At 70.0% G+C, this 24,364-nt stretch carries 20 protein-coding genes; 17 read left to right on the plus strand and 3 right to left on the minus strand.

Annotation, left to right across the window (positions count from 1 at the left end):
* Nucleotides 1-7 precede the first annotated feature (7 nt).
* The 14 genes from BLW17_RS03520 (at nucleotide 8) to BLW17_RS03585 (ending at nucleotide 18,084) form a co-directional block, all read left to right on the plus strand.
* Nucleotides 8-379: a hypothetical protein gene (locus BLW17_RS03520; RefSeq protein ID WP_036730587.1), complete on the plus strand. Its 372-nt coding sequence runs from the start codon at nucleotides 8-10 to the stop codon at nucleotides 377-379.
* 77 nt (nucleotides 380-456) lie between these two features.
* Nucleotides 457-750: a DUF1799 domain-containing protein gene (locus BLW17_RS03525; RefSeq protein ID WP_036730584.1), complete on the plus strand. Its 294-nt coding sequence runs from the start codon at nucleotides 457-459 to the stop codon at nucleotides 748-750.
* Complete coding sequence (locus BLW17_RS03530) at nucleotides 747-4,778, plus strand: phage tail tip lysozyme (protein ID WP_036730582.1); 4,032 nt, start codon at nucleotides 747-749, stop codon at nucleotides 4,776-4,778. Before BLW17_RS03525 ends, BLW17_RS03530 begins: the two co-directional genes overlap by 4 nt.
* The gene (locus BLW17_RS03535) at nucleotides 4,778-5,440 is read left to right on the plus strand and encodes a hypothetical protein (protein ID WP_052176082.1); all 663 of its coding nucleotides are present in this window, start codon (nucleotides 4,778-4,780) and stop codon (nucleotides 5,438-5,440) included. The genes BLW17_RS03530 and BLW17_RS03535 overlap by 1 nt, the downstream gene beginning before the upstream one ends.
* A 4-nt stretch (nucleotides 5,441-5,444) precedes the next feature.
* The gene (locus tag BLW17_RS03540; protein WP_036730580.1) at nucleotides 5,445-6,056 is read left to right on the plus strand and encodes a hypothetical protein; all 612 of its coding nucleotides are present in this window, start codon (nucleotides 5,445-5,447) and stop codon (nucleotides 6,054-6,056) included.
* The gene (locus BLW17_RS03545) at nucleotides 6,053-6,466 is read left to right on the plus strand and encodes a DUF6950 family protein (protein ID WP_036730577.1); all 414 of its coding nucleotides are present in this window, start codon (nucleotides 6,053-6,055) and stop codon (nucleotides 6,464-6,466) included. The genes BLW17_RS03540 and BLW17_RS03545 overlap by 4 nt, the downstream gene beginning before the upstream one ends.
* Complete coding sequence (locus BLW17_RS03550) at nucleotides 6,466-10,905, plus strand: phage tail protein (protein WP_036730574.1); 4,440 nt, start codon at nucleotides 6,466-6,468, stop codon at nucleotides 10,903-10,905. Before BLW17_RS03545 ends, BLW17_RS03550 begins: the two co-directional genes overlap by 1 nt.
* Before the next feature lie 6 nt (nucleotides 10,906-10,911).
* Entirely contained in the window at nucleotides 10,912-11,136 is a 225-nt protein-coding gene (locus tag BLW17_RS03555; RefSeq protein ID WP_036730570.1) for a hypothetical protein, read from the plus strand.
* Nucleotides 11,137-11,145: 9 nt separating this feature from the next.
* Complete coding sequence (locus BLW17_RS03560) at nucleotides 11,146-11,703, plus strand: hypothetical protein (RefSeq protein ID WP_036730568.1); 558 nt, start codon at nucleotides 11,146-11,148, stop codon at nucleotides 11,701-11,703.
* 8 nt (nucleotides 11,704-11,711) lie between these two features.
* Nucleotides 11,712-13,565: a DUF2190 family protein gene (locus BLW17_RS03565; protein WP_170835575.1), complete on the plus strand. Its 1,854-nt coding sequence runs from the start codon at nucleotides 11,712-11,714 to the stop codon at nucleotides 13,563-13,565.
* 80 nt (nucleotides 13,566-13,645) lie between these two features.
* The gene (locus tag BLW17_RS03570) at nucleotides 13,646-14,464 is read left to right on the plus strand and encodes a DNA adenine methylase (RefSeq protein ID WP_036730566.1); all 819 of its coding nucleotides are present in this window, start codon (nucleotides 13,646-13,648) and stop codon (nucleotides 14,462-14,464) included.
* A gap of 566 nt (nucleotides 14,465-15,030) precedes the next feature.
* Nucleotides 15,031-15,903 carry a putative selenate ABC transporter substrate-binding protein gene (locus tag BLW17_RS03575; protein ID WP_036730564.1) on the plus strand — a complete coding sequence of 291 codons (873 nt, stop codon included), beginning with the start codon at nucleotides 15,031-15,033 and terminating at the stop codon, nucleotides 15,901-15,903.
* Between the two features lie 8 nt (nucleotides 15,904-15,911).
* Nucleotides 15,912-16,616 carry an ATP-binding cassette domain-containing protein gene (locus BLW17_RS03580; protein WP_052176077.1) on the plus strand — a complete coding sequence of 235 codons (705 nt, stop codon included), beginning with the start codon at nucleotides 15,912-15,914 and terminating at the stop codon, nucleotides 16,614-16,616.
* Nucleotides 16,606-18,084, plus strand: coding sequence for a PhnE/PtxC family ABC transporter permease (locus BLW17_RS03585; protein WP_052176075.1), 1,479 nt, complete (start codon nucleotides 16,606-16,608; stop codon nucleotides 18,082-18,084). Before BLW17_RS03580 ends, BLW17_RS03585 begins: the two co-directional genes overlap by 11 nt.
* A gap of 98 nt (nucleotides 18,085-18,182) precedes the next feature.
* Here BLW17_RS03585 and BLW17_RS03590 read toward each other — a convergent pair whose 3' ends face one another.
* The 3 genes from BLW17_RS03590 to BLW17_RS03600 form a co-directional block, all read right to left on the minus strand.
* Complete coding sequence (locus tag BLW17_RS03590) at nucleotides 18,183-19,232, minus strand: histone deacetylase family protein (RefSeq protein WP_036730562.1); 1,050 nt, start codon at nucleotides 19,230-19,232, stop codon at nucleotides 18,183-18,185.
* A 217-nt stretch (nucleotides 19,233-19,449) separates the two neighbouring features.
* On the minus strand, nucleotides 19,450-20,649 hold the full coding sequence (locus tag BLW17_RS03595) for an ABC transporter substrate-binding protein (RefSeq protein ID WP_036708365.1): 1,200 nt from the start codon (nucleotides 20,647-20,649) through the stop codon (nucleotides 19,450-19,452).
* Between the two features lie 162 nt (nucleotides 20,650-20,811).
* Nucleotides 20,812-21,336 (minus strand): MarR family winged helix-turn-helix transcriptional regulator, encoded by a 525-nt coding sequence (locus tag BLW17_RS03600; RefSeq protein WP_052174877.1) that lies wholly within the window; start codon nucleotides 21,334-21,336, stop codon nucleotides 20,812-20,814.
* Nucleotides 21,337-21,516: 180 nt separating this feature from the next.
* Here BLW17_RS03600 and BLW17_RS03605 point away from each other — a divergent pair, with 180 nt between their 5' ends.
* From BLW17_RS03605 to aliB, 3 genes are all read left to right on the plus strand, one after another.
* Nucleotides 21,517-22,284, plus strand: coding sequence for an SDR family NAD(P)-dependent oxidoreductase (locus BLW17_RS03605; protein WP_170835576.1), 768 nt, complete (start codon nucleotides 21,517-21,519; stop codon nucleotides 22,282-22,284).
* A gap of 15 nt (nucleotides 22,285-22,299) precedes the next feature.
* Nucleotides 22,300-23,097 (plus strand): 2-ketocyclohexanecarboxyl-CoA hydrolase, encoded by a 798-nt coding sequence (gene badI / locus BLW17_RS03610; protein WP_197055240.1) that lies wholly within the window; start codon nucleotides 22,300-22,302, stop codon nucleotides 23,095-23,097.
* 81 nt (nucleotides 23,098-23,178) lie between these two features.
* A complete protein-coding gene (gene aliB / locus BLW17_RS03615; RefSeq protein ID WP_036730559.1) occupies nucleotides 23,179-24,339 on the plus strand; it encodes a cyclohexanecarboxyl-CoA dehydrogenase in 1,161 nt (386 codons plus the stop codon).
* Nucleotides 24,340-24,364 lie beyond the last annotated feature (25 nt).

A 24,364-nucleotide genomic window follows, 5' to 3' on the forward strand; every position in this document is an offset into this window, starting at 1 on the left:
GACGGCCATGCGTTTCAAGCTCGCCGCGTCGTACCGCTACTGGTGGCCGGTCATCGTCCGCCTCCCCGACCCCGAGAACCCGGGTCAGTTCGTCGAGCAGGAGTTCAAGCTGGAGCTGGAACCCTTGTCGCGCGACGAGGCCCTCGCGTCCCAGGAGGCTCTGGTCAGGCTTCGGACCGACCGGGAGGTCATCGATCACGAGATCGACCAGACCCTCCGGGTGGTGCGGAACTGGGACGGGGTGGTCGACGAGCAGGGCACGGTGCCCTTCTCCGAAGACGCCATGCGGCAGGCGCTGCAGCACAGCTGGTTCCGCAACGCCGTCGCCCGGGCCATCGCCGACAGCCTCAACGGCGAGGCGGCGCGCTTGGGAAACTGAGAGCCGCCGCGCGGGCCTGGGCGCTCGCGCGGCTCGGCCAGACCGACCGGGCGCGGCCAGCAACGGTCGATGACGACGTGGCCGCCCAGTTCGCGGCCCTCGGGGTGACGGTGGCGGCCGAGGCGCCGCGGGAAGACGAGGCGTTCGAGATCATGCAGGCCAATGCGGACACCATGCGGGCCTGGCTCGCCTGCGCCACCCAGTGGCGGTGCGCGGCCGGCATGGCCGGGCTGGTATGGCTGGGGCTCGACTACGCGGGGGTGAACGTCGTTCTCGCCCGCGGGAGGGTCGCCGAACCCGATGCCGTCTTCGCCGACCTTCAGCTCATGGAGGATGAGGCACTGGCCACGTTCGCGGAGGGCCGGGCATGACGCAGTCGCTCAACATCGCGATGGTGCTGCGGGCCGACGCCGGCCAGGCCAAGGGCACGCTGCAGGACTTCCAGACGTCGCTGCAGAAGACGACGGCCGAGGCTGCGAAAGTCCGGTCGGCGCTCGATGCCGAGGCCGCGGCGATGCAGAAGGTGATCGACGGCGCGCTGCGGGCCACGGCGGCCAAGAAGGGGCTCGCCGTCGTCGACAGCGGCGCAGCGAGCGCTGCCCTGACGCGGGCTTTCCAGCAAACCGCCAGCACGGCGCGGATCTCGATCGGCGAAACGGCCACGGCCGTGCAGGCGGCCCGGGCCTCGCTCGACGGCTACGCCAAGTCCTTCGCGGGCGCGGGCGCCGCGATCGCCCAGACCGCGCAGGCGTCGGTCGCCTGGCGCGCGGCGATGGACGACATCCGGGCCAGCTTCAACCCGCTGTTCGGGGTGTCGCGCCAGTACGAGCAGCAGCTCGAGCGCATCGCGGATGCCGAGCGGATGGGTGCGATCAGCGCCCGCGAGGCTGCCGCGGCGAGGCAGCACGCCGCGGCCCAGCTGGCTCCCGCCGCGCCTCTCGGCAGCGCGGCCGCTGGACAGATGCAGCGTGGCACCGGTGCGTGGGTCACCGGCAACCTCGCCGCTCAGGGCAACGACATCATGATGATGGCGATGGCCGGCCAGAGCCCGCTGATGCTGGCGCTGCAGCAGGGGACGCAGGTCAGCCAGGTGCTGAACGGGCTCGAGAAGGGCACCAGCATCACCCGCACGCTCGCCGCCGGGTTCATGTCGATGATCAACCCGGTCTCGCTGGTGACCATGGGCCTGATTGCACTGGGGGCGGTCGGGGTGCAGGCGCTGGCAGCGCTGATCCCCAAGTCGAAGTCGTTCGACGATGCGATGGGCGACCTGTCCGGCGCCGTCAGCGACTATGGCAAGCAGAGCAAGATCGCTCGAGCCTCCACTGAAGAACTCGCGGCGGAATTCGGGAGTGCGGCAGGTGCAGCCCAAGGTCTTGCGCGCGCGATGGCTGATATCGACCGCCGCCGCGCAATGCGGGGGGCGGGTGATGCGGTCAACGCTCTGCAGAAGGAACAGGGCCTCTGGTTAGTCGATCCGACGTGGCGGAACGACGACCCCAACGCGAGCACGAACGCACAGCTGTACGACGCGCGCCGCGCGCGCGACCGCAAGAAGCTGCGGGGGGTGTTCGGGCTCGATGGGTCTTCGGGGTCGACCGCGCTGATCGACCCCGTCCTGGACGCGATGACCGGTCTCGACCGGGCCAAGACGATCGAGGCGCAGGTTGCAGCCGTCGAGCGGCTCAAGGCAGCGTGGGAGGCGGCTGCTGAAGCGCGAGGCGGGAGCAGCAAGGAAGAGGACGAGTTCCTTGCGAAGATCGTCGCTGCTGGACAGGAGCTGGCGAGGCTTAAGGGCCTGCAGGAAAACGCGGCGGGCAAGGTCGCTGCCGCCGCGATGGCGCGCGACCTCGAGCGACAGTCTGTTTTGCAGCTCACCATCCTGCAGTACGGCCAGGACAGCGCCCAGGTCCGGGCCGAGGAACTGCATCAGCAGCAGGAGCTGACGGCCGAGAAGCTGCGTGGCTGGGGGATCGACCAGAACAGCGCCACCTGGCAGAAGATCATGGCCGGGATGCGAGACGACGCTGCGGCGCGCGAGCGCAGTATCGTGGACGATCGCGCCCGCGCCTATGACAACCAGATGGCGGCACTGGCGCTGGAGGCCCGGCTGATCGGCGCGACCACGGCTGAGCGGCTGCAAGCCAAAGCTGTGGCCGAGGCGCAACGTGACGCCGACGAAAAGTCCCTGTCGCCGCTCGAGCGCGCGCTGGAGGTCTGGCGCGCCATCACCCGCGCCACGGCCGAGGCGGCGAACGAGCGCGCCAAGGCCATCCACGATCTGCAGACCACGATCCTGACCGACGCGCTGGACGCCCAGATCGGCATGGCGCGCGATCCGCTGACGAAAGCTGACCTGGAGGGTGAACGCGAACGCGTGCGCGTGATGCGTGAAACCAAGGATGCCACGCTTGCCGACGCCACCGCCAACGCCGCACGCGCGCGCAGCCTGACCGAGGCGATCAGCGCCGCGCGCGGCCAGATCGCCACCATCTCGGACGAGGTTGCCGTCCGCCAGCAGGTCGCGGCTCAGGTCGCCGCCGGCACCCTTGCCGCGGGCGAGGCAAACGCGGCCATCCAGCGCGAGCTGCAGCTGCGGCCTCTGATCGCTGCCGCGGCCCGCGCCGAGGGCGACGAGAAGCGCCGCTTGACCGAGATCGTGACCGGCCTTCGCGTCGCCCACCAGCTTCAGGCGGCCGAGGAGCGGCGGCAGGCCCAGAACGACTATCTGCGCGGCGCAGCCGAGCGCGTGCAGCAGGCCCGCCTGGAACTGGCCCTGGTCGGCCAGACCGCCGCCGTCCGGGCCCGCGTCCTGGCGCTCGTGCAGGCCGAGCGGGACATCCGGGCGCAAGGGCTCACCGGCGCGGCGGCGGAAGAGGTGCGGACGAGCGCCCTCGAGCTCGTCGACCTGAACCGCCAGATCGATGCGCAGGCCGATGCCTGGGAGCGTGTGCAGGGCGCCGGCGAGGCGGCGATCGACGCGGTGCTCGACAAGCTCAAGGGCGGCGACGTGAAGGGCGCGGTCGCGGGCCTGCTGGATGAGCTGAACAAGGGCTTCTTCGACCTCGCCGTGCGCAACCCGCTTAAGAACATGCTGCTCGGGACCAACCTCGGCACCCTCGACGACGTCGGCGGCCTGGCCGGGATCTGGGGACGGCTGACGGGGCGGACGCCGCTCGACCAGGACGCGGTGATCGGTGCGGCGACGCAGCCGGTGCAGGCGATGCAGATTGCAGCCGCGCAGGTGACCATCAACGCCGCGTCGCTGGGGCTCGGGGACGGCGCCGCGGGGCTGCTCGCCGGGTTGCCGGGCGCGACCGGTCTGCCCGGCGTGGCCAACGTGAACGCGGCGCCGCTGACAACGGGGCGCGGCGTCGCCGGCGAAATCTGGAACTTCTTCGCGGCGAAGGGTCTGGCCCCGCACCAGATCGCCGCCATCGTCGGCCATGCCGGAGCCGAAAGCGGTTTCAATCCCGCAATCGCTGGAGACAACGGCAACGCGATCGGTCTGTGGCAGCACAATGGCCCGCGGATGCGAGGTCTGCTCGATGCGATTGGCGGCCGCGGAAACCTCGGGAACGTCACGGCTCAGGCAGAGTACGTGTGGCGCGAATTCATGGGCGCAGAGAATGGGGCATATCGTCGGCTGATGGCTGCGCCCGACCTGCGGGCCGCCACCTGGGCGATGCAGGGGTTCGAGCGCCCCTCGGGCTACAACCAGAACGTCATGGGCTCGGGGATGCACTGGGAGAAGCGCCTCGCTGGGGCCGAGCAGGCGCTGGCGACCTTTGGCAGCGCGGCCCAGGCGGCGGCCACGCCGGTGGGCCAGATGGGACAGTCCGCGCAGAACGCCACTGGCCAGATGGGCGATCTCGCCTCGGGCATGGGCCAGTTCGGCGGCGCCCTTCAGCAGATCCTCGGCGCGGCCCTCTCGGGCAACAAGGGCGGCGCGTTGGGAGGCCTGGTCAATCTCGGACTGGGGCTGCTGACGCAGGGCATGAACGCGGCCGCGCCCGGCTTCGCCCGGGGCGGCCCCACGGGCGGCACCGACCCGTCGCGCGTCGCCGGCGTCGTGCACGAGCAGGAGTACGTCTTCTCCGCTGCATCGGTCCGCCGCATCGGCGCGCGGAACCTCGACGCCCTGCACCGGGGCAGCTTGCGCGGCTTCGCGTCGGGCGGCTTTGTCGGCCCCGGGCCGATGACCGGCTCCGCGGCGGGCGGGCCGGCCGCTGGCGGCAACGTCACCTTCGCGCCCAGCTTCGATCTGCGCGGCGCCAACGATCCCGCCGAGGTGGAGCGCGCGGCGCGCCGCGGCATGGCGGCGGCGCTCGAGGACTATGACCGGTTCCGAATGCCGGGCCGCGTCACGGAACTCCTGGCCGATCGGAGGGTGCGCTGATGGCGCTCACCTTTCCGCTCAGCCGCGCCCAGTTCTTCGACCTGCTGCCGCTGTCGAGCGGCCACCTCGTGCTGCCGGACACGACCCGCACGTCGCGGACCCAGGGCGGCGAAATCCTGCGGGCGGAATACGCCGCGCGCCTCTGGGAGGCAGAGCTGCGGCTCGGGCCGATGACTGCGGACGAGGCCGCGGCCGTGCTGCCTCTGGTTCACTTGCTCGGCGGCGCGGGCGCCAGCTTCATGCTGGCCGACGCGACGCGCCTCTTCCCGCGCCGCGATCCGACCGGGGGGCTGCTCGGGTCGGCGGCCCCGGCCCTCAACTCGATCGGCGCGAACCGGCGCGACATCACGCTCAAGGGCTTGCCCGCCGGCTACATCCTGTCGCGCCGCGATCTGCTGGCATTCCCTTATGGCGCTACGCCGACCCGCTACGCGCTGCATGAGATCGTCAACGCCCAGGTGACTGCCAACCCGGACGGGACGACGCCCGCGATCGAGGTGGTTCCCCCCGTGCGCGAAGGGGCGGCGGTTGATGCACCGGTCACGCTCAAGCGGCCCGCCTGCAAGGCGATCATCGTCCCGCGCTCGTTCCAGTCCGGGTCGATGCGCAGCGGCACGATCACGGAAGGCGTCAGCTTTCGCGTGCAGCAGACGCTGAGGTAGGCCGATGCAGTCACGCCCGACCGTCCTCTCCCAGCACCTGATCGCCCGCAAGCCGATCCTCGTCGCCTGGCTCGTGTGGATCACTGGCCGCAACCGCGGCACCGGGGCGGTGGAGAGCCTGGGCCTCTGGACCGGGGATGACCATCAGGAGATCGCCGTCGGCGGTCAGCTGCGGACGTACTACGGCGCCGGCGGGCTGGTCAGCCTCGACCCGATCCGGGCCGGTGTCGGGACCGACATCCGGGAAACCCGGCTGCGGCTCGCCCCCATGGCTCCCGAAGTCGAGCAGGAGGTGAAGGGCTATGAGGTCCGGCAGGCGCCGATCGAGGTGCATCGCCTGGTCATCGACCCGACCACCATGCGGGGCGTGGGCGGGCCGGTCCTGCGCCTGCGCGGCTGGATCAACAAGCTCAACGACATCACCGCGGGCGAGGGAGGCGAGGGGCGGCTGGACGTGACGGTCGTCTCATCGGCACGCGCGGGGACCAAGACGCTCGCGCTGAAGAAGTCCGACGCCACCGGGCAGCTTCGCACCCTGCCCGGAGGGGGCCCGGATCGGTTCTTTCAGTACAGCGACGTGTCCGGCGCCGTGCCGGTGAAGTGGGGCCAGAAATGAGGCTCTACAACTGGGAAGCGCGGCTCAGCTCCTACCTCGTCCGGGTCGCCCGCGAAGGCTTCGGCTGGGGTCGGCACGACTGTGCGCTCTTCGCCGCTGGCGGGGTGGAGGCCGTCACCGGCCGCGATCCGGCCGCGCCGTGGCGGGGCCGTTATGCCACCCGCCGTGAGGGCATGCGGCTGATCCGGGCCGCCGGACATGCTGACCACGTCGCGGCGGCCGCAGCGCTGCTACCCGAGGTGCCCGCCGCGATGGTCCTCCCCGGCGACCTTGCCGTCCTGCCCGGGGTCGATGGCCAGCCGGCGCTCGGGATCGTCCAGGGCGCGCTGGTGTATGTCCTGCGCGCGGAAGGGCCCGGACTTGGCCTCGTCCCGATCGGCCGGGCCGACCGCATCCTGGGGGTCCGCTGATGCCGCAGGTCGGTCTGGCGATTGGTGCTGCCGCGAGCTGGCTGCTCTCCCCCGGGGTCGGGGCGCTGGTCGGCAGGCTGCTGCTCTCCACGGCCGTCAGCGCCATCTCCTCGGCGATCCAGAAGCAGCTGACCAAGCCGCAGCAGCGGGGCATCAGGACCGAGATCACGACCGACGGCGGCGACAAGCCGATGCGCTTCGTGCTCGGCTGGTACGCGACCGACGGGCACATGGTCTGCCCGCCGATGTCGCATGGCAAGTTCGACGACTGGTCGAACGCCTATCTGACCTACGTGATCGACCTCGGCAACGTGCCGGGTGCACAGCTCGACAAGGTCATCATCGACGACACTGAGGTGGCGTTCGCCGACGCCGAGCAGTCGATGGTGCAGGGCGGGCCGGTGCCTGCGGCGAAGCCGGCGTGGTGGTACGAGCAGCAGGGGATCGATCCCGCCAACCCCAATGCTGCGACGCCGACCCGACCCGTCATCACCCCGGGCCGGCCCGTGCTGGGCGACAAGTACAAGGACAAGATCTGGCTGCGCTATCACGACGGCACCGAGACCACGCCGGACCCCTATCTGGTGCAGGTCTACGGTCCCGGCACGAAATGGGCGGAGAAATCGGGCCGGCCCTGGACAGCTGACATGGTCGGGATCGGGACCTGCTATGCCGTCCTGACCTTCCGCTACAGCACCAAGAGCTTCAACGGCCTGCCCCGCTGCCGGTTCGTGATGAGGGGGACACCCCTCTATGATCCGCGCCGGGACAGTTCGACGGGTGGAAGCGGGGCCCAGCGATGGGACCAGCCGGCGACCTGGGCGACGACGACGAACGGCATCGTGATCGCCTACAACATCCTGCGGGGCATCCCGATCCAGGGCGGTCCGATGTGGGGCTATGGCGTCTCGGCCGACGCTCTCCCGCGGGCCGAATGGGTTGCAGCGATGACGGCGGCGGACCAGGTGGTCGACGGCGCGCCGCGCTGGCAGGCGGCGTGGGAGGTGGCGACGGCTGACGAGCCGGCGTCCGTCCTCGACGAGGTGCTGAAGGTGTGCTGCGCCAAGGTCGCCGAGAGCGGCGGGGCGTGGCGCGTCCGGGTGGGGCCGCCGGCGGCCCCGGTGATGGTGGTGTCGAGCGACGACATCATCATCGACGAGGACATCGCCAGCACGCCGTTCCCCGGGCTCGAGGCGACCTACAACGGCATCCACGCGTCTTATCCTGAACCGGCTCAGCTCTGGCGCCCGAAGGATGCCCCGCCCCGCTACAACGCCGCGTGGGAGGCCAGCGACCAAGGGCGTCGACTGGTCGCCGAACTGCAGATGCCGGCCTGCCCGTGGGGTCTCCAGGTTCAGCGCGTGATGCGCGCCTACATCGAAGAAGAGCGCCGGTTCCGGCGCCACAGCTTCACGCTGCCGCCCGAGGCCGAGGCACTCGAACCGCTGGACACGATCGCGGTCACCTGGCCGGAAATGGGGTATGAGGCCAAGCTCTTCGAGATCGATGAGATCGGGGAGGACACCCAGACCCTCCGCGTGACCGCCTCGGTGATCGAGGTCGACCCCGCCGACTACGACTGGCAGCCCGGGTTTGTCATCCCGTCGCCCCTGGCGCCGATTGCACGGCCGGACCCGGCGCCGGTGGTGCCACAGTATTTCACCGCCGAAGGCATCACGCTGCCGGGCGCGAACGGCCGCGCCGGGCGGCCGGCTGCCCGGTTGCGCTGGGGCGGGTGGGCACTCGACGGGATCACCGGGGTGCGCTGGGAGCTGCGGCGCACCGGCCAGACCGATACCGCCCGCGGTCTGATGGCAGACCCCGAGGCTGGCGAGACAGTGGTCACGGCGAGCTTGCTGCCAGCCACCGCCTATGAGGCACGCATCAGCTTTCTCGCGGAGGGCGATCGGGCCGTCGAGTGGACGCTCTGGACCGCCTTCACCACGCCGGACGTCCGGGTGACACCGGGCGACCTCGACACGACTGCGCCGGGAAGGCCCGCGGCCGTGAGCCTGACCTCGACGCCCGGCGAGCTGGTGGCAACCTGGACGGCCGACGCCGCCGGCGTGGCCTATTCCGAGTTGGAGGTCACCGAGGCCGGTGCCAATCCAGTGCTCTTCCAGACCTCGGGCACGCGGTATCGGTGGGCGCCGGTCCTCTCGGGGGTCAGCTATTCGGTCCGCCGCCGCGCCGTCGACGGGGTCGGCAACAAGAGCACCTGGGGACCGAGCGCGAGCCACACCGTCGCCAGCGACACCGTGCCGCCGGCCGCCGTGACGGGCCTGGTCCTGACCCCCGGGCTGCGGTCGATCTGGCTGCGCTGGAACCCCAGTGGCGAGCAGGACCTCTCGCATTACGAGATCCGCGAATACACCAGCGCCCAGACGCCCGGCGCCTCGACCGTGCCCACCTATACGACGCAGGCCAACAACTATCTGGTGCCGGACCTCGGCTATGACGCGCGGCGCTGGTACGCGGTGCGTGCGGTCGATACGTCGGGGAACAAGGGGGCATGGTCTGCGGTCGCCAACGCGACGACCGGGCCGAAGGACGCGATCACGGCCACTGACCTTCAGGGGGTGATCGACGCCACCACCTTTGCCTCGGGCATCGAGCCCGTGTCGATCGTGGCCAGCCTGCCGACCAGCAAGCTGACCACGGTCGTGATGATGGCCGGGAAGCTCTATCGCTGGAACGGCAGCGCCTATGCGGCGGACGTGCTCGGGCAGGATGCGGTCACGGCGGGGACCGTCGCCGCGGGCGCCATCAACACGCGGGAGCTGGCTGCCGGCGCGGTCACCGCATCGATCATCGGGGTCGGTGACTTCACGAACCTGGTGCCGGACGATCAGCTGCAGGACCCGGCAGCGTGGTCGGGCTCGGGCGCGGTGCAGCCGTCCAGCGGCGTGTCCTGGTCCAACAGCCTCGGCCGGATACTCTTCAACCCGGACGCCACCGCCAACCAGACGATGGTCTCCAAGCCCTTCGCCGTGACCGTCGGGGATGAGTTCTGGACGACGTTCCAGGCAACGTTCGGGGCCGCGGCTTCGGTCATGGATCTGCGGGCCTATCTGTACTTCTACAACCGGCTGGGTGCACAGCTCGCCGACCCGAACGGTGGGGTCTACGTGGCCAGCGCCACGACGCGCAGCACCCAGATCTATGAGAACAGCGCCCCCATTATCGTTCCCTCCGGGGCGTTCACCGCGCGGTGGGTGTTCTGGTACGCCAAGGAGAACACGGTCTCGGGCTTGGCCTACGCGCCGGCCGTCCGCCGCAAGAACACCGGCAAGCTGATCGTCGATGGCTCGGTAAAGGCCAACCACATCACGGCCAACGAGGCGGTGATCACCGGTCCCGCGCAGATCGCTCAAGCGACGATCGAGAGCGGCCATGTCGTCGACCTCGTCGCCGAGAAGATCCGGGGCGGCACGGCGCTTCTGGCGACGGTCACAGTCAACGGCAACGCCCTGGGGACCACCACCGCCCGCGCTGCCGACCCCGCGGCGCGGGTGAACGCCCACACCACCCTCATCGACCCGGGCAAGATCACCATCTCGGGAAGCCGGACCCTCGCTGACTGGCGGTTCGGCGGAGACCTGACGCAGATCGATGGCGGGAACATCGCCGCCAATACCGTGCGCGCAAACGCCATGGAGATCGGCAGCCGCAACGTCGCCATCGAGAACATAACGTTCGAGTACAACTCCCCGGGCCCCAACCAGGTGTCGTGGACCGCCGGCGTCATCCGCTACCCGACCGACAACGGGCAGCAGGCTGGCTTCGCCGTCCCGGCCGGGAGCGCGACCTGGACGAGCGGCATCCTCTACATCGTGTTCACCAAGGATGGATCGCAGCTTTGGGCGACGACGTCGGCCGCGATCGCGTTCCAGCCCATGGTGCTGATCCTTGCGACTTACCAGGGCGCGCACCGCCTGAACGCCAACTACGGGCGGACCCTCATCGACGGCAACGGGGTCAAGACCGACGCGCTTCTGGTCACCGGCAAGGCGCAGATGGGCACTGCCGTCGTGGACACGCTGCAGATCGCCGGCAATGCGGTGACCGTGCCTCTCGTCGCCAGCTCGGCCGCCATCACCGTTCTGACCACCAGCTGGACGGACCTCGCGACGATCGGAATGCCGCGGCAGGGCGCGCCGACGCTGCTGATGGCCACGTTCCAGGTGGATGCGACAGGTACCGCCGGCCTTGCGAACCTGAGGGTCACCCGCGATGGCGTGGACATCTCGGGCCCTTATCCGACCGTGACAGGGGCATCGGGAACCCAGACCAGCGGCGGGCTGTCGATCCTTGACAACGATCTCGGGAGCGGCCCCACGACCTACAAGCTGCAGGGACAGCTGTTGTCGAGCGGCGCCTATACCGGCACCCCCCGCATCGTCCGCCGGACGATGGTCGCCACTCACGTCAAGAGGTAGGGCCACATGGCTGAAACTGTCCTCCTGCGCACCGCCCTCACCTCGGCCCGCATCGACGTGGTCGAGGCCTTGGAGCAGTGCCTCGGCGAGGCGCGGGCGCATTCTCAGACAGCTGTCGCGGTCGTCATGGTCGGCGAAGACGGCGACATCAGGACGGCGACCACCTTCTCTTCCCGGCTGATGCTTAAGGGCGCACTGCTTCACGCGCTTTCACGCATCGACAGCGAGTGAGGCAGGCCGATGATCCGATACGCTCTCGTCAACGCCCAGGGGCTCATCATCCAGATCGGCGCCGTGCCTGACCAGGAGTGCCTCGCCCTCCAGGCCGAGGTCACCGGGCTGACCGCGGTTCCAGTCGACGACGACGTGGCCGAGGACAGCCACTACTGGAACGGAAGCGCGTTCGAGCCGTTCCCGCAGCCTCGGCCGGGTCCTTGGGCCGAATGGAATGGACAGGCCTGGATCGATCCCCGCACCCCTGCCGCCCATGCCGCGGAGCTTGCGGCCGCCCGGGGCAGCGCGAGCCTCTCGAAGCTCGCCTTCCTGATGGGGTGCATGGAGTATGGCCTTCTGTCCCCACCCGAGGTGATCGCGGCCGCTCGCGGCGAGATCCCCGAGAGCTTCGCCGGGGTCGTGGCCGCGCTGTCGCCGATGGAGCGCGATTACGCCTCCGTCTACTGGGCCGCCGCCCGCCAGATTGATCGCACCCACCCGCTGATCCTGATGGTCGCCGCCGGCGCTGGCATCAGTGAGAGCACGCTCGACGCGCTGTTCGGGCTCTCGCCGATCGACTTTTGAGGTGCACCTTGACCAGCATTCCGACGCTTACCCTGACGATCATCGCGCGCAGCCCTCTGGAAGCTGGAGATCTCGTCGGATTTGACGACCAACGGACCCTGGCCCCGGATCACCCAGTGAAGGGCATGGCATTGCACCCGGCCGACGCCGGCGATCCTGTTTCTGTCGTCGTCATCGGGGCGATCAGGTGTCGCGCGAGGGGCTCGATCCGGGCTGGCCAGTGGGTGGTGTCTGCCACGGGTGGCAGCGTGGCAGAGGCGCCGTCAGGCGCTGCCAACCCGATCGGGCGGGCGCTGCATGCGGCCGCGGACCTGGCCACGGTCATGGTTGTGCTGGGTGCTGCGCCTGGTGGCAGCAGCGATGTTGTCGGGGCGCCTACTGCGCTGCGGTCGGCCCTGTCTCCCTCGGCACAAGTCATCCACAGCGGACACAGTCTGACGGACGCCTATAACCGGCTGCGGCGCGTTCATGCTGCGGTATTCGCGCGCCCGTGGGAGGACCAGACGTTTGCCACCATCCCGGGCTCGGCGACGCGGTGGCGGTGGGACAACTATGATCCCGCATTCCCGAACCCCCGAGACGACATGGCCGATTTCGACAGCCTCGTCATCACCGAGCGAGGGCTCGACGTGGTCGGCGTGGCTCCGATCGACCACCCGACGTTCCTTGAAGACATCTTCTACGAGCTCCGCTTCGCCGACCGCGCCGTTTCCGCTGGGGCAGAGGTCATCCTCTGGTCGATCTGGCCGTCTCACCAGTGGAGCGACTGGCAGGGCATTCTCGCAGATTACCACAACCGGTTCCGGGTCCGTGCCGACTATCTCACCTGGAAACTCCGCCAGCTCTATCCGGGCTGGACAGGGCGCGTGTGGATCGCGCCAGGACACCGGCTGATCGAGCACCTGACGACCCAGCTGCCGCCCGGCGTGCCGACCTTCCAAAGCCTCTTCGTGGACGACATCCACCCCGGCGAGGCGCTGAACCACGGCCTGTCCATCCTCGTCGAGGCAATGCTCTACCGCACCGCGCCGGCCGGATGGCCCGCGAGCGATCGACCCGCTGCGATGACGGCCGAGCAGGAAGACTGGTTCCGCGCTGCCGCGTGGGCGATCCTCCAGGATTATGAGCCGGCGGGCTTCGGCGGCGCGGCCGGATCAGCGGCGGTCTGGGACGGCCACGACTGGTATCCGGGTGTGACGACGCCGGCGCAGCTTGAGGCTGCCCGGTTCGAGGACGGTGTTGCGCACACGGGGGGAGGCAGTGCGGCCCCATGGCCGGTGGGTGTCCCGGCTCTGCTGCGCTGGACTGCCGCAGAGCAGGCCGGGCCGGCGATGTCGGGCACGATGCCGACCGTCGAAGGCGGGGTGCTTGCCTTCGCTGCAGGGGCCAGCGCGCTGGAAGGCGCTGTCGACGGCAGCTTCGCTGATTGCGAAATCTTCGCAGCGATCCGCGTCCCCGCCGGTGCCAACGCCAACGAGCCGTTCGTCGCGCTCGCTGCAACCGCGGGCGCCATGTGGTGGAACGGTGCTTATCAAGGGCTGCTCTACAACGGCTGGGTCAATGGGTGGCAGTGCCGGACGTCCAGCGGAGGCGTCGTCGCAGAGGCCTACCTCTCCAACTCGACCGCGAGCTGGGAGGTCACCTCGGTCAGGTTCGAGGCGCATTCGCCTTCGATCCACGTGGGGACGAGGATGGCGTCGGCCGCCTTCGCTGGCCCCGGGTTCACCCCGGCTGTGCTGCGCATCGGACATGAGGGGCTGCCGCGTGTCGAAGTCGCAGCTCTTGCGGTTGTCCAGGGCCCGATCACGGGTGAGCAGCGCGCCGCCATCCTCAGCTGGGCCCGCGGGCTCATACCGGTGTGAGGCCCCCGGGGACTGGCCGACATCTACCGCCTTCGCAGCCGGGTATGTTCATGTTATGTTCTCACGAAATGGAGCGTACCATGACAGCGAAAGCAGACCTCGGATCGGTTGATCCCGTCCGACCCGTGGCACCTTGGCTTGGTGGCAAGCGGAACCTCGCGCGGCAAATCTGCGCGATCCTCGACGCCTCCTCCTGCATCACCTACGCCGAGCCGTTCGTCGGCATGGGGGGCATCTTCCTGCGCCGCTCCGCCCGGCCGCGGGCCGAGGTCATCAACGACCGCGCGCGCGACATCGCCAACCTGTTCCGCATCCTCCAGCGCCACTACCCCCAGTTTCTCGAAACCCTGCGCTTCCAGCTGACCACCCGAGCCGAGTTCGAGCGCCTGGTGGCGGTGGATCCCGACACCCTCACCGACCTCGAGCGGGCCGGGAGGTTCCTGTACCTTCAGCGGACCGCCTTCGGCGGAAGGGTCAGCGGCCGGAATTTTGGGGTGACCCGCGAAAGGCCTGGCCGCTTCAACCTGACCACCCTCGAGCCGATGCTCGAGGATCTGCACAGCCGCCTGGCCGGCGTGGTGATCGAGTGCCTCGACTGGTCAGCGTTCATCCCACGCTACGACAGCCCCGACACCCTTTTCTACCTCGACCCGCCCTACTGGGGCTGCGAGGCGGATTACGGGCGTCAGCTGTTCTGCCGCGATGACTTCCAGCAGCTCGCCACCGTTCTCGCGGGGGTCCGTGGCCGGTTTCTGCTCTCGCTCAACGACGTGCCGGAGGTCCGCGAGCTGTTCGGGGCCTTTGCCCTCGAAGAGGTCCGTACGACCTATACGATTGGCGGCGCCCGCAAGGAGCCGGCAGGGTCGCGCGCCGAGCTGCTGATCAGCAATTTCCGCTGATGCCCCTGCAACCACGACGGCGCCTCATAATGTCTCGTCCGGCTCGCGCACTTGTCCCGTTCGGCGTGCCGCGCCACACACGCCGCGCCCCTGCAGTCCTGACGCACCGACCAATCCTTGCATCACGTCCTGAGCGATTGCCGGACGGACCGCGCGGCGCGCGTCGTTCTTCATATCTTATTGGCCCAGGCACGGCCCTCTGCACCGTGCCATCATCGCTGTTCGGGCCGAGGGATAACGTCTCGCGCACTCATCCTGCCGTTCGAATCCCAGCTTCTGAACCGCCGTGGCCCAAGATGCCGCGCGCACGTCAGGCAAGTTGATCCTGAACACGTAAGCCCCTGACCCTCGCAGACACCCGCGCGCCCACCCCATGCCCCCGCGTCGCCGATTGCGTTCCCCGGCGCGGATGCTAAACCGGACGGGCTGACGAGCCGATGCGCCGTGCGCGCTCCCTCAGATGGCCCTTCGGGGCACTCGTGTGCCATCGGCACGCGGGGGGACGCCACGGCGTCCCGGACCTGTCGTCGGCCCTGCATCTTCGGTCCATCCTCACGCCAAGGGTCATGTCCATGAACCTCATGCGCCGCCTCACGGCCGCCGTCTTCGTCCTGCTGGCCGGGCTGCTGCCCGCCGCCGCCACCGACACGCTGTATTTCTCGGCCATCCCCGACGAGGACGAGACTGCGCTCGTTACCCGCTTCACCAAGGTCGCGGAATATCTCGAGGCCCAGCTCGGGGTGCCGGTCCGCTTCGTCCCGGTGAAATCCTACCCCGCCGCCGTCACCGCCTTCCGCAACGATCAGGTGCAGCTGGCGTGGTTCGGCGGGCTGTCCGGCGTGCAGGCGCGCCTCGCCGTGCCGGGCGCCCGCGCCATCGCGCAGGGCACCGAGGACCGCGCCTTCGTCACCTATTTCATCGCCCACGAATCGACCGGCCTGACCGAAAGCGACGCCTTCCCGCAGGCCGCGCGGGGGATGAGCTTCACCTTCGGCGCCAAGACCTCGACCTCGGGCCGGCTCATGCCCGAGTATCACATCCGCGAGGCGACGGGCGACGCCCCCGAGGCCTTCTTCAGCCGCGTGGGCTTTTCGGGCGACCACAGCCAGACGCTGCGGCAGGTCGCCTCGGGCGCGTGGCAGGTGGGGGCGCTGAACTTCGCCGTCTATGACAAGGCCGTGGCCGAGAACGCCCCCGAGATCGCCACCACCCGGATCATCTGGCGCACGCCCTCCTATCCCGACTACAACTGGACCATCCGCGGCGACGTGGATGCGCGCTGGGGCGCGGGCTTCGCCGACAAGGTCCAGGCCGCGCTGGTGGGCATGACCGATCCCGATCTGCTGGCCAGCTTCCCGCGCGAGGGCTTCATCCCCGCCGCGAACGCCGACTATGCCCCGATCGAGACCATCGCCCGGCAGCTCGACCTGATCGAGTGACCCCGGCGATGGCCGCCACCACCGCCCCGGGCCACGCCGCCCTGCGCACCGCCCCGCCGCTGATCGCGGCGGCCGACCTCGGCTATGGCGGCGCGCCGGTGCTGCGCGAGGTCACGCTCGACCTCGCGCCGGGCGAGCGGGTGGCGCTGCTCGGGCGCAGCGGGGCGGGGAAATCGACGCTGCTCGATGCGGTCTGGGCGGCGCTGGTCGCGCAGGGGCAGCGGGTGGCGCTGGTGCCGCAGGATCACGGGCTGGTGCCGCAGCTTTCGGTGCTGCGGAACGCGCTCATGGGGCGGCTCGACGATCACGGCGCGCTGCACAACCTCGCCACCTTCGTCCACCCGCGCCGGGCCGAGCGCGCGGCGGTCGCCGCGATCCTGACCGAGGTCGGGCTGGCGCCCGAGATCGACCGGCCCGTCGGACGGCTTTCGGGCGGGCAGCGGCAGCGCACGGCGCTGGCCCGCGCGCTCTACCGCGGCGGCGACGTGCTGGTGGCGGACGAGCCGCTGTCGGCCGTCGATCCGCGGCAGGCCGGGGCGCTGGCCGACCTGCTGCGCGACCGCTTCCCCACCGCCATCGTTGCGCTGCACGACGTGGGCCTCGCCCGCCGCTGGGCCACCCGGCTGGTCGGCCTGCGGCAGGGGCGGATCCTCTTCGACCGCCCCGTCGAGGCCGTCGACGACGCCCATGTACAGGCGCTCTATGCCCCCTGACCGGACGCTTTCGCGGCTGCACCTCGCGCTCGGCTTCGTGGTGCTGGCGGCGCTGTGCCTGCCGATGGCCGACCTGACGCTGGCCGGTCACGACCCGTGGGACACGCTGGGGCGCATGGCGCTGGGGTTCCTGCGCCCCGATTTCACCGGCATCGAGGCGATCGGCCGCGCCCTCGCCCTGACCGTCGCCTTCGCTGTCGCCGGCGTCGCGCTGGGGGGCCTCGCCGGGCTGCTCATGGCGCCCTTCTATCACCGGCGCGCGGTGCGCACGCTCGCCATCGCGCTGCGCTCGGTGCACGAGCTGTTCTGGGCGCTGATCCTGATCCAGGTGCTGGGCATCAGCCCGGCCGCCGGGGTGCTGGCGCTGGCCCTGCCCTACGCCGGGATCTTCGCCAAGGTGCTGTCCGAGATGCTGGACGAGGCCGACCCGCGTCCGGCCCGGGTGCTCGGCCCCGGCACCGACGCGCTGAGCCGCTTCGTCTGGGCGCGGGCGCCGCTGGTGGCCCGCGACATGGCGGGCTACGCGCTCTACCGCGTCGAGTGCGGGCTGCGGTCCTCGGCGGTGCTGGGCTTCGTCGGGCTGCCGACGCTGGGCTTCCAGCTCGACACCGTGTTCCGGCAGGGCGACTATGGCGCGGCGAGCGCCATCATGATCCTGTATGTCGCGCTGATCGCCAGCGTCCGGGTCTGGATGCGGGCGCGGCTCGCGCCGCTGTGGCTTGCGGCCGCGCTGGTGGTGCTGGCGCAGGTCGCGCACCCGCCGATGGGTGAGGGCGCGCTGCTGCGGTTCCTGACCGAGGACATCGTGCCGGCCCCGATCCGGCAGGGCGACTGGGCCGGGCTCGTGCCGTGGCTCGGGATGCTCATGCGCACGATGGTGCTGCCCGGCCTCGCCAACACGATCCTGGTGGGGCAGATCGCGCTGGTCGTCGCGGGGCTGGTCGCGCTCGCCGGCATGGCGCTGCCCGCGCCGCGCGTGACCGGGCGAGTGGGCGCGCTCGTCGGGCATCTGGTGCTGGTGGTGCTGCGGTCGTTCCCCGAATACATGCTCGCCTATCTGCTGATGCAGGCCTTCGGCCCGTCGATGCTGCCCGCGATCCTCGCGCTCGGGCTGCACAACGGGGCGATCATCGGCCACCTGCTCGCCCGGCAGGCCGTCGGCCGCCCGCTGCGGCCCGACGCGCCGCGGGGGGCGACACTCTGGGCGTGGGAGTATCTGCCGCGCCTCTTCGGCCCCTTCCTCGCCCTGCTGCTCTATCGGTGGGAGATCATCCTGCGCGAGACGGCGATCATGGGGGTGCTGGGGATCGCCACGCTCGGCTTCTACCTCGACGACGCGATCGGCGAGCTGCGGATGGACCGGGCGATGGTGATCCTCGTGGCGACCGGGCTGATGAGCGGCACGGTCGAGGCCCTCTCGCGCCGCCTGCGGGCGCGGACGGCGACGGCCTCGGTGCGGATGGGGTAGGCTACGCCGGCTGCACGCGGACCCGGTGGTCGGGGGCGACACCCGACCACCCCACCGGGCCGGCGGCCCTGCCGTATGTTGAGGCGCTGGGTCTCTCTTCAGCCGTCCTGCAGCCCGGTCAGAAACGCATCCAGGCAGTCGCCGATGACCTCGACGGCGTAGCCCCCCTCCTGCACGATCAGCGTGGGCCGCCCGAGGGCACGGACGGCCGCGCCGACGCGGCGGAAGTCCGCAGATGTCAGCTTGAGGATGCCGATCGGGTCGGCCTCATGCGCGTCATACCCCAGCGCCACCACCAGCGCGTCGGCGCCGAAGTTGCGGATCGCGGCGGTTGCGGTGGTTAGCGCAGCCTCGAACTGCGGCCATGCCGCGCCGGGCGGCAGGGGCAGGTTGAGGTTGGCCCCCTCGCCCGCGCCGTGCCCACGCTCATCGGCGAAGCCGGTGTAGAAGGGATAGAAATCCGCGGGGTCGCCGTGGATCGAAACCGTCAGCACGTCGTCGCGGTCATAGAACACTTGCTGCGTGCCATCGCCGTGGTGGACATCGACATCCAGCACTGCGACCCGCGCAAAGCGCTCGCGCAGCCGCTGCGCGGCGATGGCCGCGTTGTTCAGGTAGCAGAACCCCGAGGCGCGGTCGGTGCGGGCGTGATGCCCCGAGGGGCGACAGAGGGCGAAGACCGCCGCCTCTCCCCCACAAAGCGCGTCGGCGCCGGCGACGGCGGTCTCGGCTGAGCGCAGGACCGAGCGCCACGCATCGGGCCCCATCGGCACCGACATGTCGCCGAGATACCACCCCAGCCGCCCCAGGATGCCCGTCGCCCGGCTGGGCGGCCGGGTGCCCGCGTCGGGGCGGCCGCTCCAATAGGGGAAGGTCGCGGGCCAGACCTCGGGCCCTCGCTCGGGCGGCAGGGTCTGCCATTCGTCCCAGGCGGTTCGAAGGAAATCGACGAAACCCTCGGCGTGGACCGCCAGCACCGGGTCGAGCCCGCATTCGACCGGGTGTTCGGGGCGGATGCCGTGGCGATCCAAGGCGTCGAGCAGGCGGGTCGTGCGCTCGGGCAGGTCCTTGGCGGCGACCACGCGGCCGAAGCGCAGATACTGCTGCGGATCATGCAGCGCCTGGTCGGGGTGATAGAACGCGCGCATCCTGAGGCTCCCTCGCTGATGTGCCGCATCCGACGGTCGGGCCGCCCCCGCGCCGCACGCGGTGCAGAAGACAGGCGGGCGCCCCGGGGGTCAACAGCCGACGGGCGATGGGTCCAGCGGCGGCGGGGTGTGCGCGCGAGCCTCGGCGCCCGGGGGCGGTCGTGCGCTCCGCGGCAGATCGACCGGGGCGCAACCGCGCCCCGGTCGGCCCGTGTGCTTATTTGACCAGAGGACAGCCCGACTCGGCCGCCGGCAGATAGGCCTGCGCGCCTGGGATCGTGGCGATGATCTTGTAATAGTCCCAGTCGCCCTTGCTCTCTTCCGGCGTCTTGACCTGCATCAGGTAGACGTCGTTGATCAGCTGCCCGTTCGCCGCCACCCGAGCGCCGGGGGCGAAGAAATCGTCCAGCGGCTGTTCGTGCAGCTTGGCCGCCACCGCGTCGCTTTCATCCGTCCCCGCGGCCGCGACCGCCTTGAGATAGGCCAGCACCGCCGAATAGGTGCCCGCCTGGATCATCGTCGGCATCGCCCCGGTCCGCGCCTTGTAGCGCTCGCTGAACGCCCGCGAGGCGTCGTCGCGGTCCCAATAGAACGCCTCGGTCATATAGAGGCCCTGCGCCGCCTCGAGCCCCAGCCCGTGCACGTCGGTGATCATCATCAAGAGCCCGGCGAGCTTCTGCCCCCCCTTGGTCAGGCCGAACTCGGCTGCCTGCTTGATGGCGTTCTGCGAATCCATGCCGGCCGAAGCAAGGCCGATCACCTTGGCCCCCGAGGACTGCGCCTGCAGCAGGAACGCCGAGTAATCCGACGTGTTCAGCGGGTGGCGCGCCGAGCCGAGCACCTTGCCGCCCTTGGCCTCGATCACCTTAGTCGCGGTCGCCTCGAGCGAGTGGCCGAAGGCGTAGTCGGCGGTGAGGAAGTACCAGCTGTCCCCGCCCGCATCGACGACCGCGTTGGCGGTGCCCACCGACATCGAGCGGTTGTCGAAGGTCCAGTGAAAACCGTAGGGCGTGCAGGCCTTGCCCGACAGGTCGGTGGAGCCCACGCCGGTGGCGATGGTGATCTTCTTCGCATCCGCCGACAGCGCCTGCACGGCCAGCGCCACGGACGAAGTCGTCAGGTCCATGATGCTGTCCACCTGCTCGGTGTCGTACCAGCGCCGGGCGATGGTCGAGCCGACGTCGGCCTTGTTCTGGTGGTCGGCCGAGACGATCTCGATCGGCGCGTCGAGCACAGTGCCGCCGAAATCCTCGACCGCCATGCGCGCGGCCTCGACCGAGCCGAGACCGGCCAGCGCCGAGTAGGGCCCCGACTGGTCGTTCATGATCCCGATCTTGACGCGGCCATCCGAGATCTCGGCCGAGGCCGTCCCGGCAGCGAGCACCGCAAGCGCGGCGGTGATGCAGATGTTCTTCATCGTTCCTTCCCAGGTTGGCGCCGGGGCCTCCCACCCCTTGTGGCGCTGTGTCGTCGGCAGGGAGGCTAGCCGGGGAAGATTTTATTGCAATCTATTTCTACATTATCCGCGCAAGACGCACCGATCTGCGCGCTTTAACGACATCCTGATGCCACTTTACCGTCATTCCTCGGGGTCGCCCTGCTCGGCCTGGATGCGGACGAAGTTCCGCCGCAGGCTCTCGAGGTAATGCAGCATCGCGATCAGGTCGCTGTTCGAGAACCCGGTGACCGAGTCCCCGTAATAGGCGCCGATCTCGGGCTGGATGGCGATCCAGAGGGCGCTTCCCTCTTCGGTCAGGTGGATGAAGCGCGAGCGCTTGTCGCGCGCGTCCACCACCCGCTCGGTCAGGCCCCGCGCCTCGAGCCGGGACAGCACGCCATTGAGGTTCTGCCGGCTGACCATCAGCAGCGCGGCCAGGTCGCCGACGGCGATCCCGCCCTGGCTGCGCGGATCGGCCAGCGCGCCCAGCACCGCCCATTGCTGGGTGGTCACGCCATGCGCCTCGAGCGCGCGGGTGCCGGTTTTGTGCAGCAGATTCGCGGCCTGGTAGAGGCGGAAGAACAGCCGGTTGCGCAGCCCGGCGGTCAGTTCGTCCACCGGCGCGGCCGCGGCCTCGACGCCGCGCGCCTCGGAGCCCCTGCTCATGGCCGGCCCTGCAGCCGCCGGCCGACGCGACACGCCGGTTTATCCGTAAACATGTTGACACAACTTTCCTGATTTGCCATCACCGTCCCTACGGGCCGGATGCAGGCGCTGTCCAGAATTTCTTGGCAACGCCGAATGTCAGCGGCCGCTCGCGGCCGGGTTGCCGCAGGGGAGGATGAGATGCGCGGACTGGGTGGGAAACTGGTTGTCGTAACCGGCGGCGGCGGCGGGATCGGCGCCGCGACCGCGGCGCGCTTTGCCGAGGAAGGCGCCCGGGTGCTGGTCGCCGACATCAACGAAGGCGCTGCACAGGCGGCGGTGGACCGGATCGCGGCCGCCGGCGGCACGGCGATGCCGATGATCGTCGATCTGACCGACTACGCCGCCGTCAAGGCTGCGGTCGCCGCCGCCGAGACCGCGCACGGGCCGATCGACATCCTCGTGAACAACGCGGGCTGGGACCTGTTCGTGCCCTTCCTCAAGTCCGAACCCGATTACTGGGCGAAGCTGATCGACATCAACCTGCGCTCGGTCCTCAACATCACCCACGCGGTCCTCTCCGGCATGGCCGAGCGCAAGTCGGGCCGCGTGGTCAGCGTCGCCTCGGACGCGGCGCGGGTCGGCTCGTCGGGGGAATCGGTCTATGCCGCCTGCAAGGCCGGCGTCATCGCCTTTTCCAAGACGCTCGCGCGCGAACATGCGCGCCAGGGGATCACCTTCAACTGCGTCTGCCCCGGCGTGACCGACACGCCGATGCTCGACAGCTTCATGGAGGCCGCCGGCAACAAGGAGAAGCTGCGCGACGCCTTCACCCGCGCCGTCCCGCTGGGCCGACTGGGCCAACCCGACGACCTGCCGGGCGCGATCCTGTTCCTGGCCTCGGACGACGCCGCCTTCATCACCGGACAGGTGATCTCGGTGTCCGGCGGCCTGACCATGCACGGCTGAGGAGGGCCGCGAGCCATGACCGACATGACCTATGAGGACATCCTGTTCGAGACCCGGGACGGCGTCGCCACCATCACGCTGAACCGTCCCGACAAGATGAACGCCTTTCGCGGCCAGACCGTCGAAGAGCTGATCCACGCCTTCAACCGCGCCGGCTGGGACCGCGACATCGGCGTGATCGTCCTGACCGGCGCAGGCGACCGGGCCTTCTGCACCGGCGGCGACCAGTCGGCCCACGACGGGCAGTACGACGGCCGCGGCACCATCGGCCTGCCGATGGAGGAACTGCACTCGGTCATCCGCGACGTGCCGAAGCCGGTCATCGCCAAGGTCCGCGGCTATGCGATCGGCGGCGGCAACGTGCTCTGCACCATCTGCGACCTGACGGTGGCGGCCGAAAGCGCCCAGTTCGGTCAGGTCGGCCCCAAGGTCGGCTCGGTCGATCCGGGCTTCGGCACCGCCTTCCTCGCCCGCGTCGTGGGCGAGAAGAAGGCGCGCGAGATCTGGTATCTCAACCGCCGCTACAAGGCGCGCGAGGCGCTCGACATGGGGCTGGTGAACGCGGTGGTGCCCGACGACCAGCTCGATGCCGAGGTGGACCGATGGTGCGCCGAGATCATGGAGAAATCGCCCACCGCCATCGCCATCGCCAAGCGCTCGTTCAACATGGACACCGAGCATCAGCGCGGCATCGCGGGCATGGGGATGTATGCGCTGTCGCTCTATTACGACACCGACGAATCCAAGGAGGGCGGGATTGCCTTCAAGGAAAAGCGCAAGCCCGATTTCCGCAGATACGCGCGCAAGCGCTGACCGCCGGATCGGGCCACCGGGAGGGGTGGCCCGGGTCCACGGCGGCAAGGGGCACGGCACGTCGGAGGAGGACGCGCAGCGATGGCACGAACGGTTTTCGACACCGAGGAACTCGACCAGATCCGCGACCTTGCGCGACGCTTCGCGCAGGACCGCGTGGCGCCGGGCTATCTCGCGCGCGAGAAGGCGGGGCGGATGGACATGGCGCTGGTGCGCGAGATGGGCCAGCTCGGCCTGATCGCGCCCGAGCTGCCCGAGGCGTTCGGCGGCATGGGCGCCGGCACGCTATACGCCGGCGCCATCGTCGAGGAGATCGCCCGCGCCGATTTCACCTTTGCCTATGTGCCGCTGCTCGCCTCGCTGAACGGGCAGATCCTCGCGGCCTTCGCGCGCCCCGAGATCGCCCGCGACTGGCTGACCCGCCTGACCGCGGGCAAGATCATGCTGGCGATCGCCCTGACGGAGCCCAAGGGCGGATCGGACGCGGCGAACCTCGGCCTGCGGATGGAGCGTGACGGCGCCCATTACATCCTGAACGGCGAAAAGACCTCGATCTCGGCCAACCAGATCGCCGCCGGCACCGTGGTCTTTGCGCGCACCGGGCGGCCCGAGGACGGCGCGCGCGGCGTCTCGGCCATCCTCGTGCCGATGGACCTGCCGGGGATCACCACCTCGAAGTTCGACAACATGGGCCAGAACCAGGTCGGCCACGGCTCGATCTGGTTCGACAACGTGCGCGTCCCGGCCGAGAACCTTTTGGGCGACGAGGGGCGCGGCTTTGCCCAGGTGATGCAGGGCTTCGACTTCTCGCGCTCGCTGATCGGCCTGCAATGCCTTGGGACGGCGCAGCAGTCGCTGGACGAGACCTGGGCCTACATCGGCGAGCGGCGGGCCTTCGGCAAGCCGCTCGGCGCCTTTCAGGGGGTCAGCCACCAGCTGGCCGATTTCGAGACGCGGCTGGCGGCGGCGCGGCTCTTGTCGATGAACGCGCTGTGGCTCAAGGACAACGGCCTGCCCCACACCGCCGACGCGGCGATGACGAAATGGTGGCCGCCGCTGCTGGCCTATGAGGCGATCCACGCCTGCATCCTGATCCACGGCCACGCCGGCTATGCGGGCGACCTGCCCTTCGCGCAGCGGCTCAAGGACGTGCTGGGCCTGCAGATCGGGGACGGGACCGCGCACATCATGAAGAACATCATCGCCCGCGAGCGTGCCGGGCGGGACGCGGTCACGGGCTGAGGACCCGCGGCCCAACCTTGGGGGA

Source organism: Paracoccus sanguinis, from assembly GCF_900106665.1.
GTDB lineage: Bacteria > Pseudomonadota > Alphaproteobacteria > Rhodobacterales > Rhodobacteraceae > Paracoccus > Paracoccus panacisoli.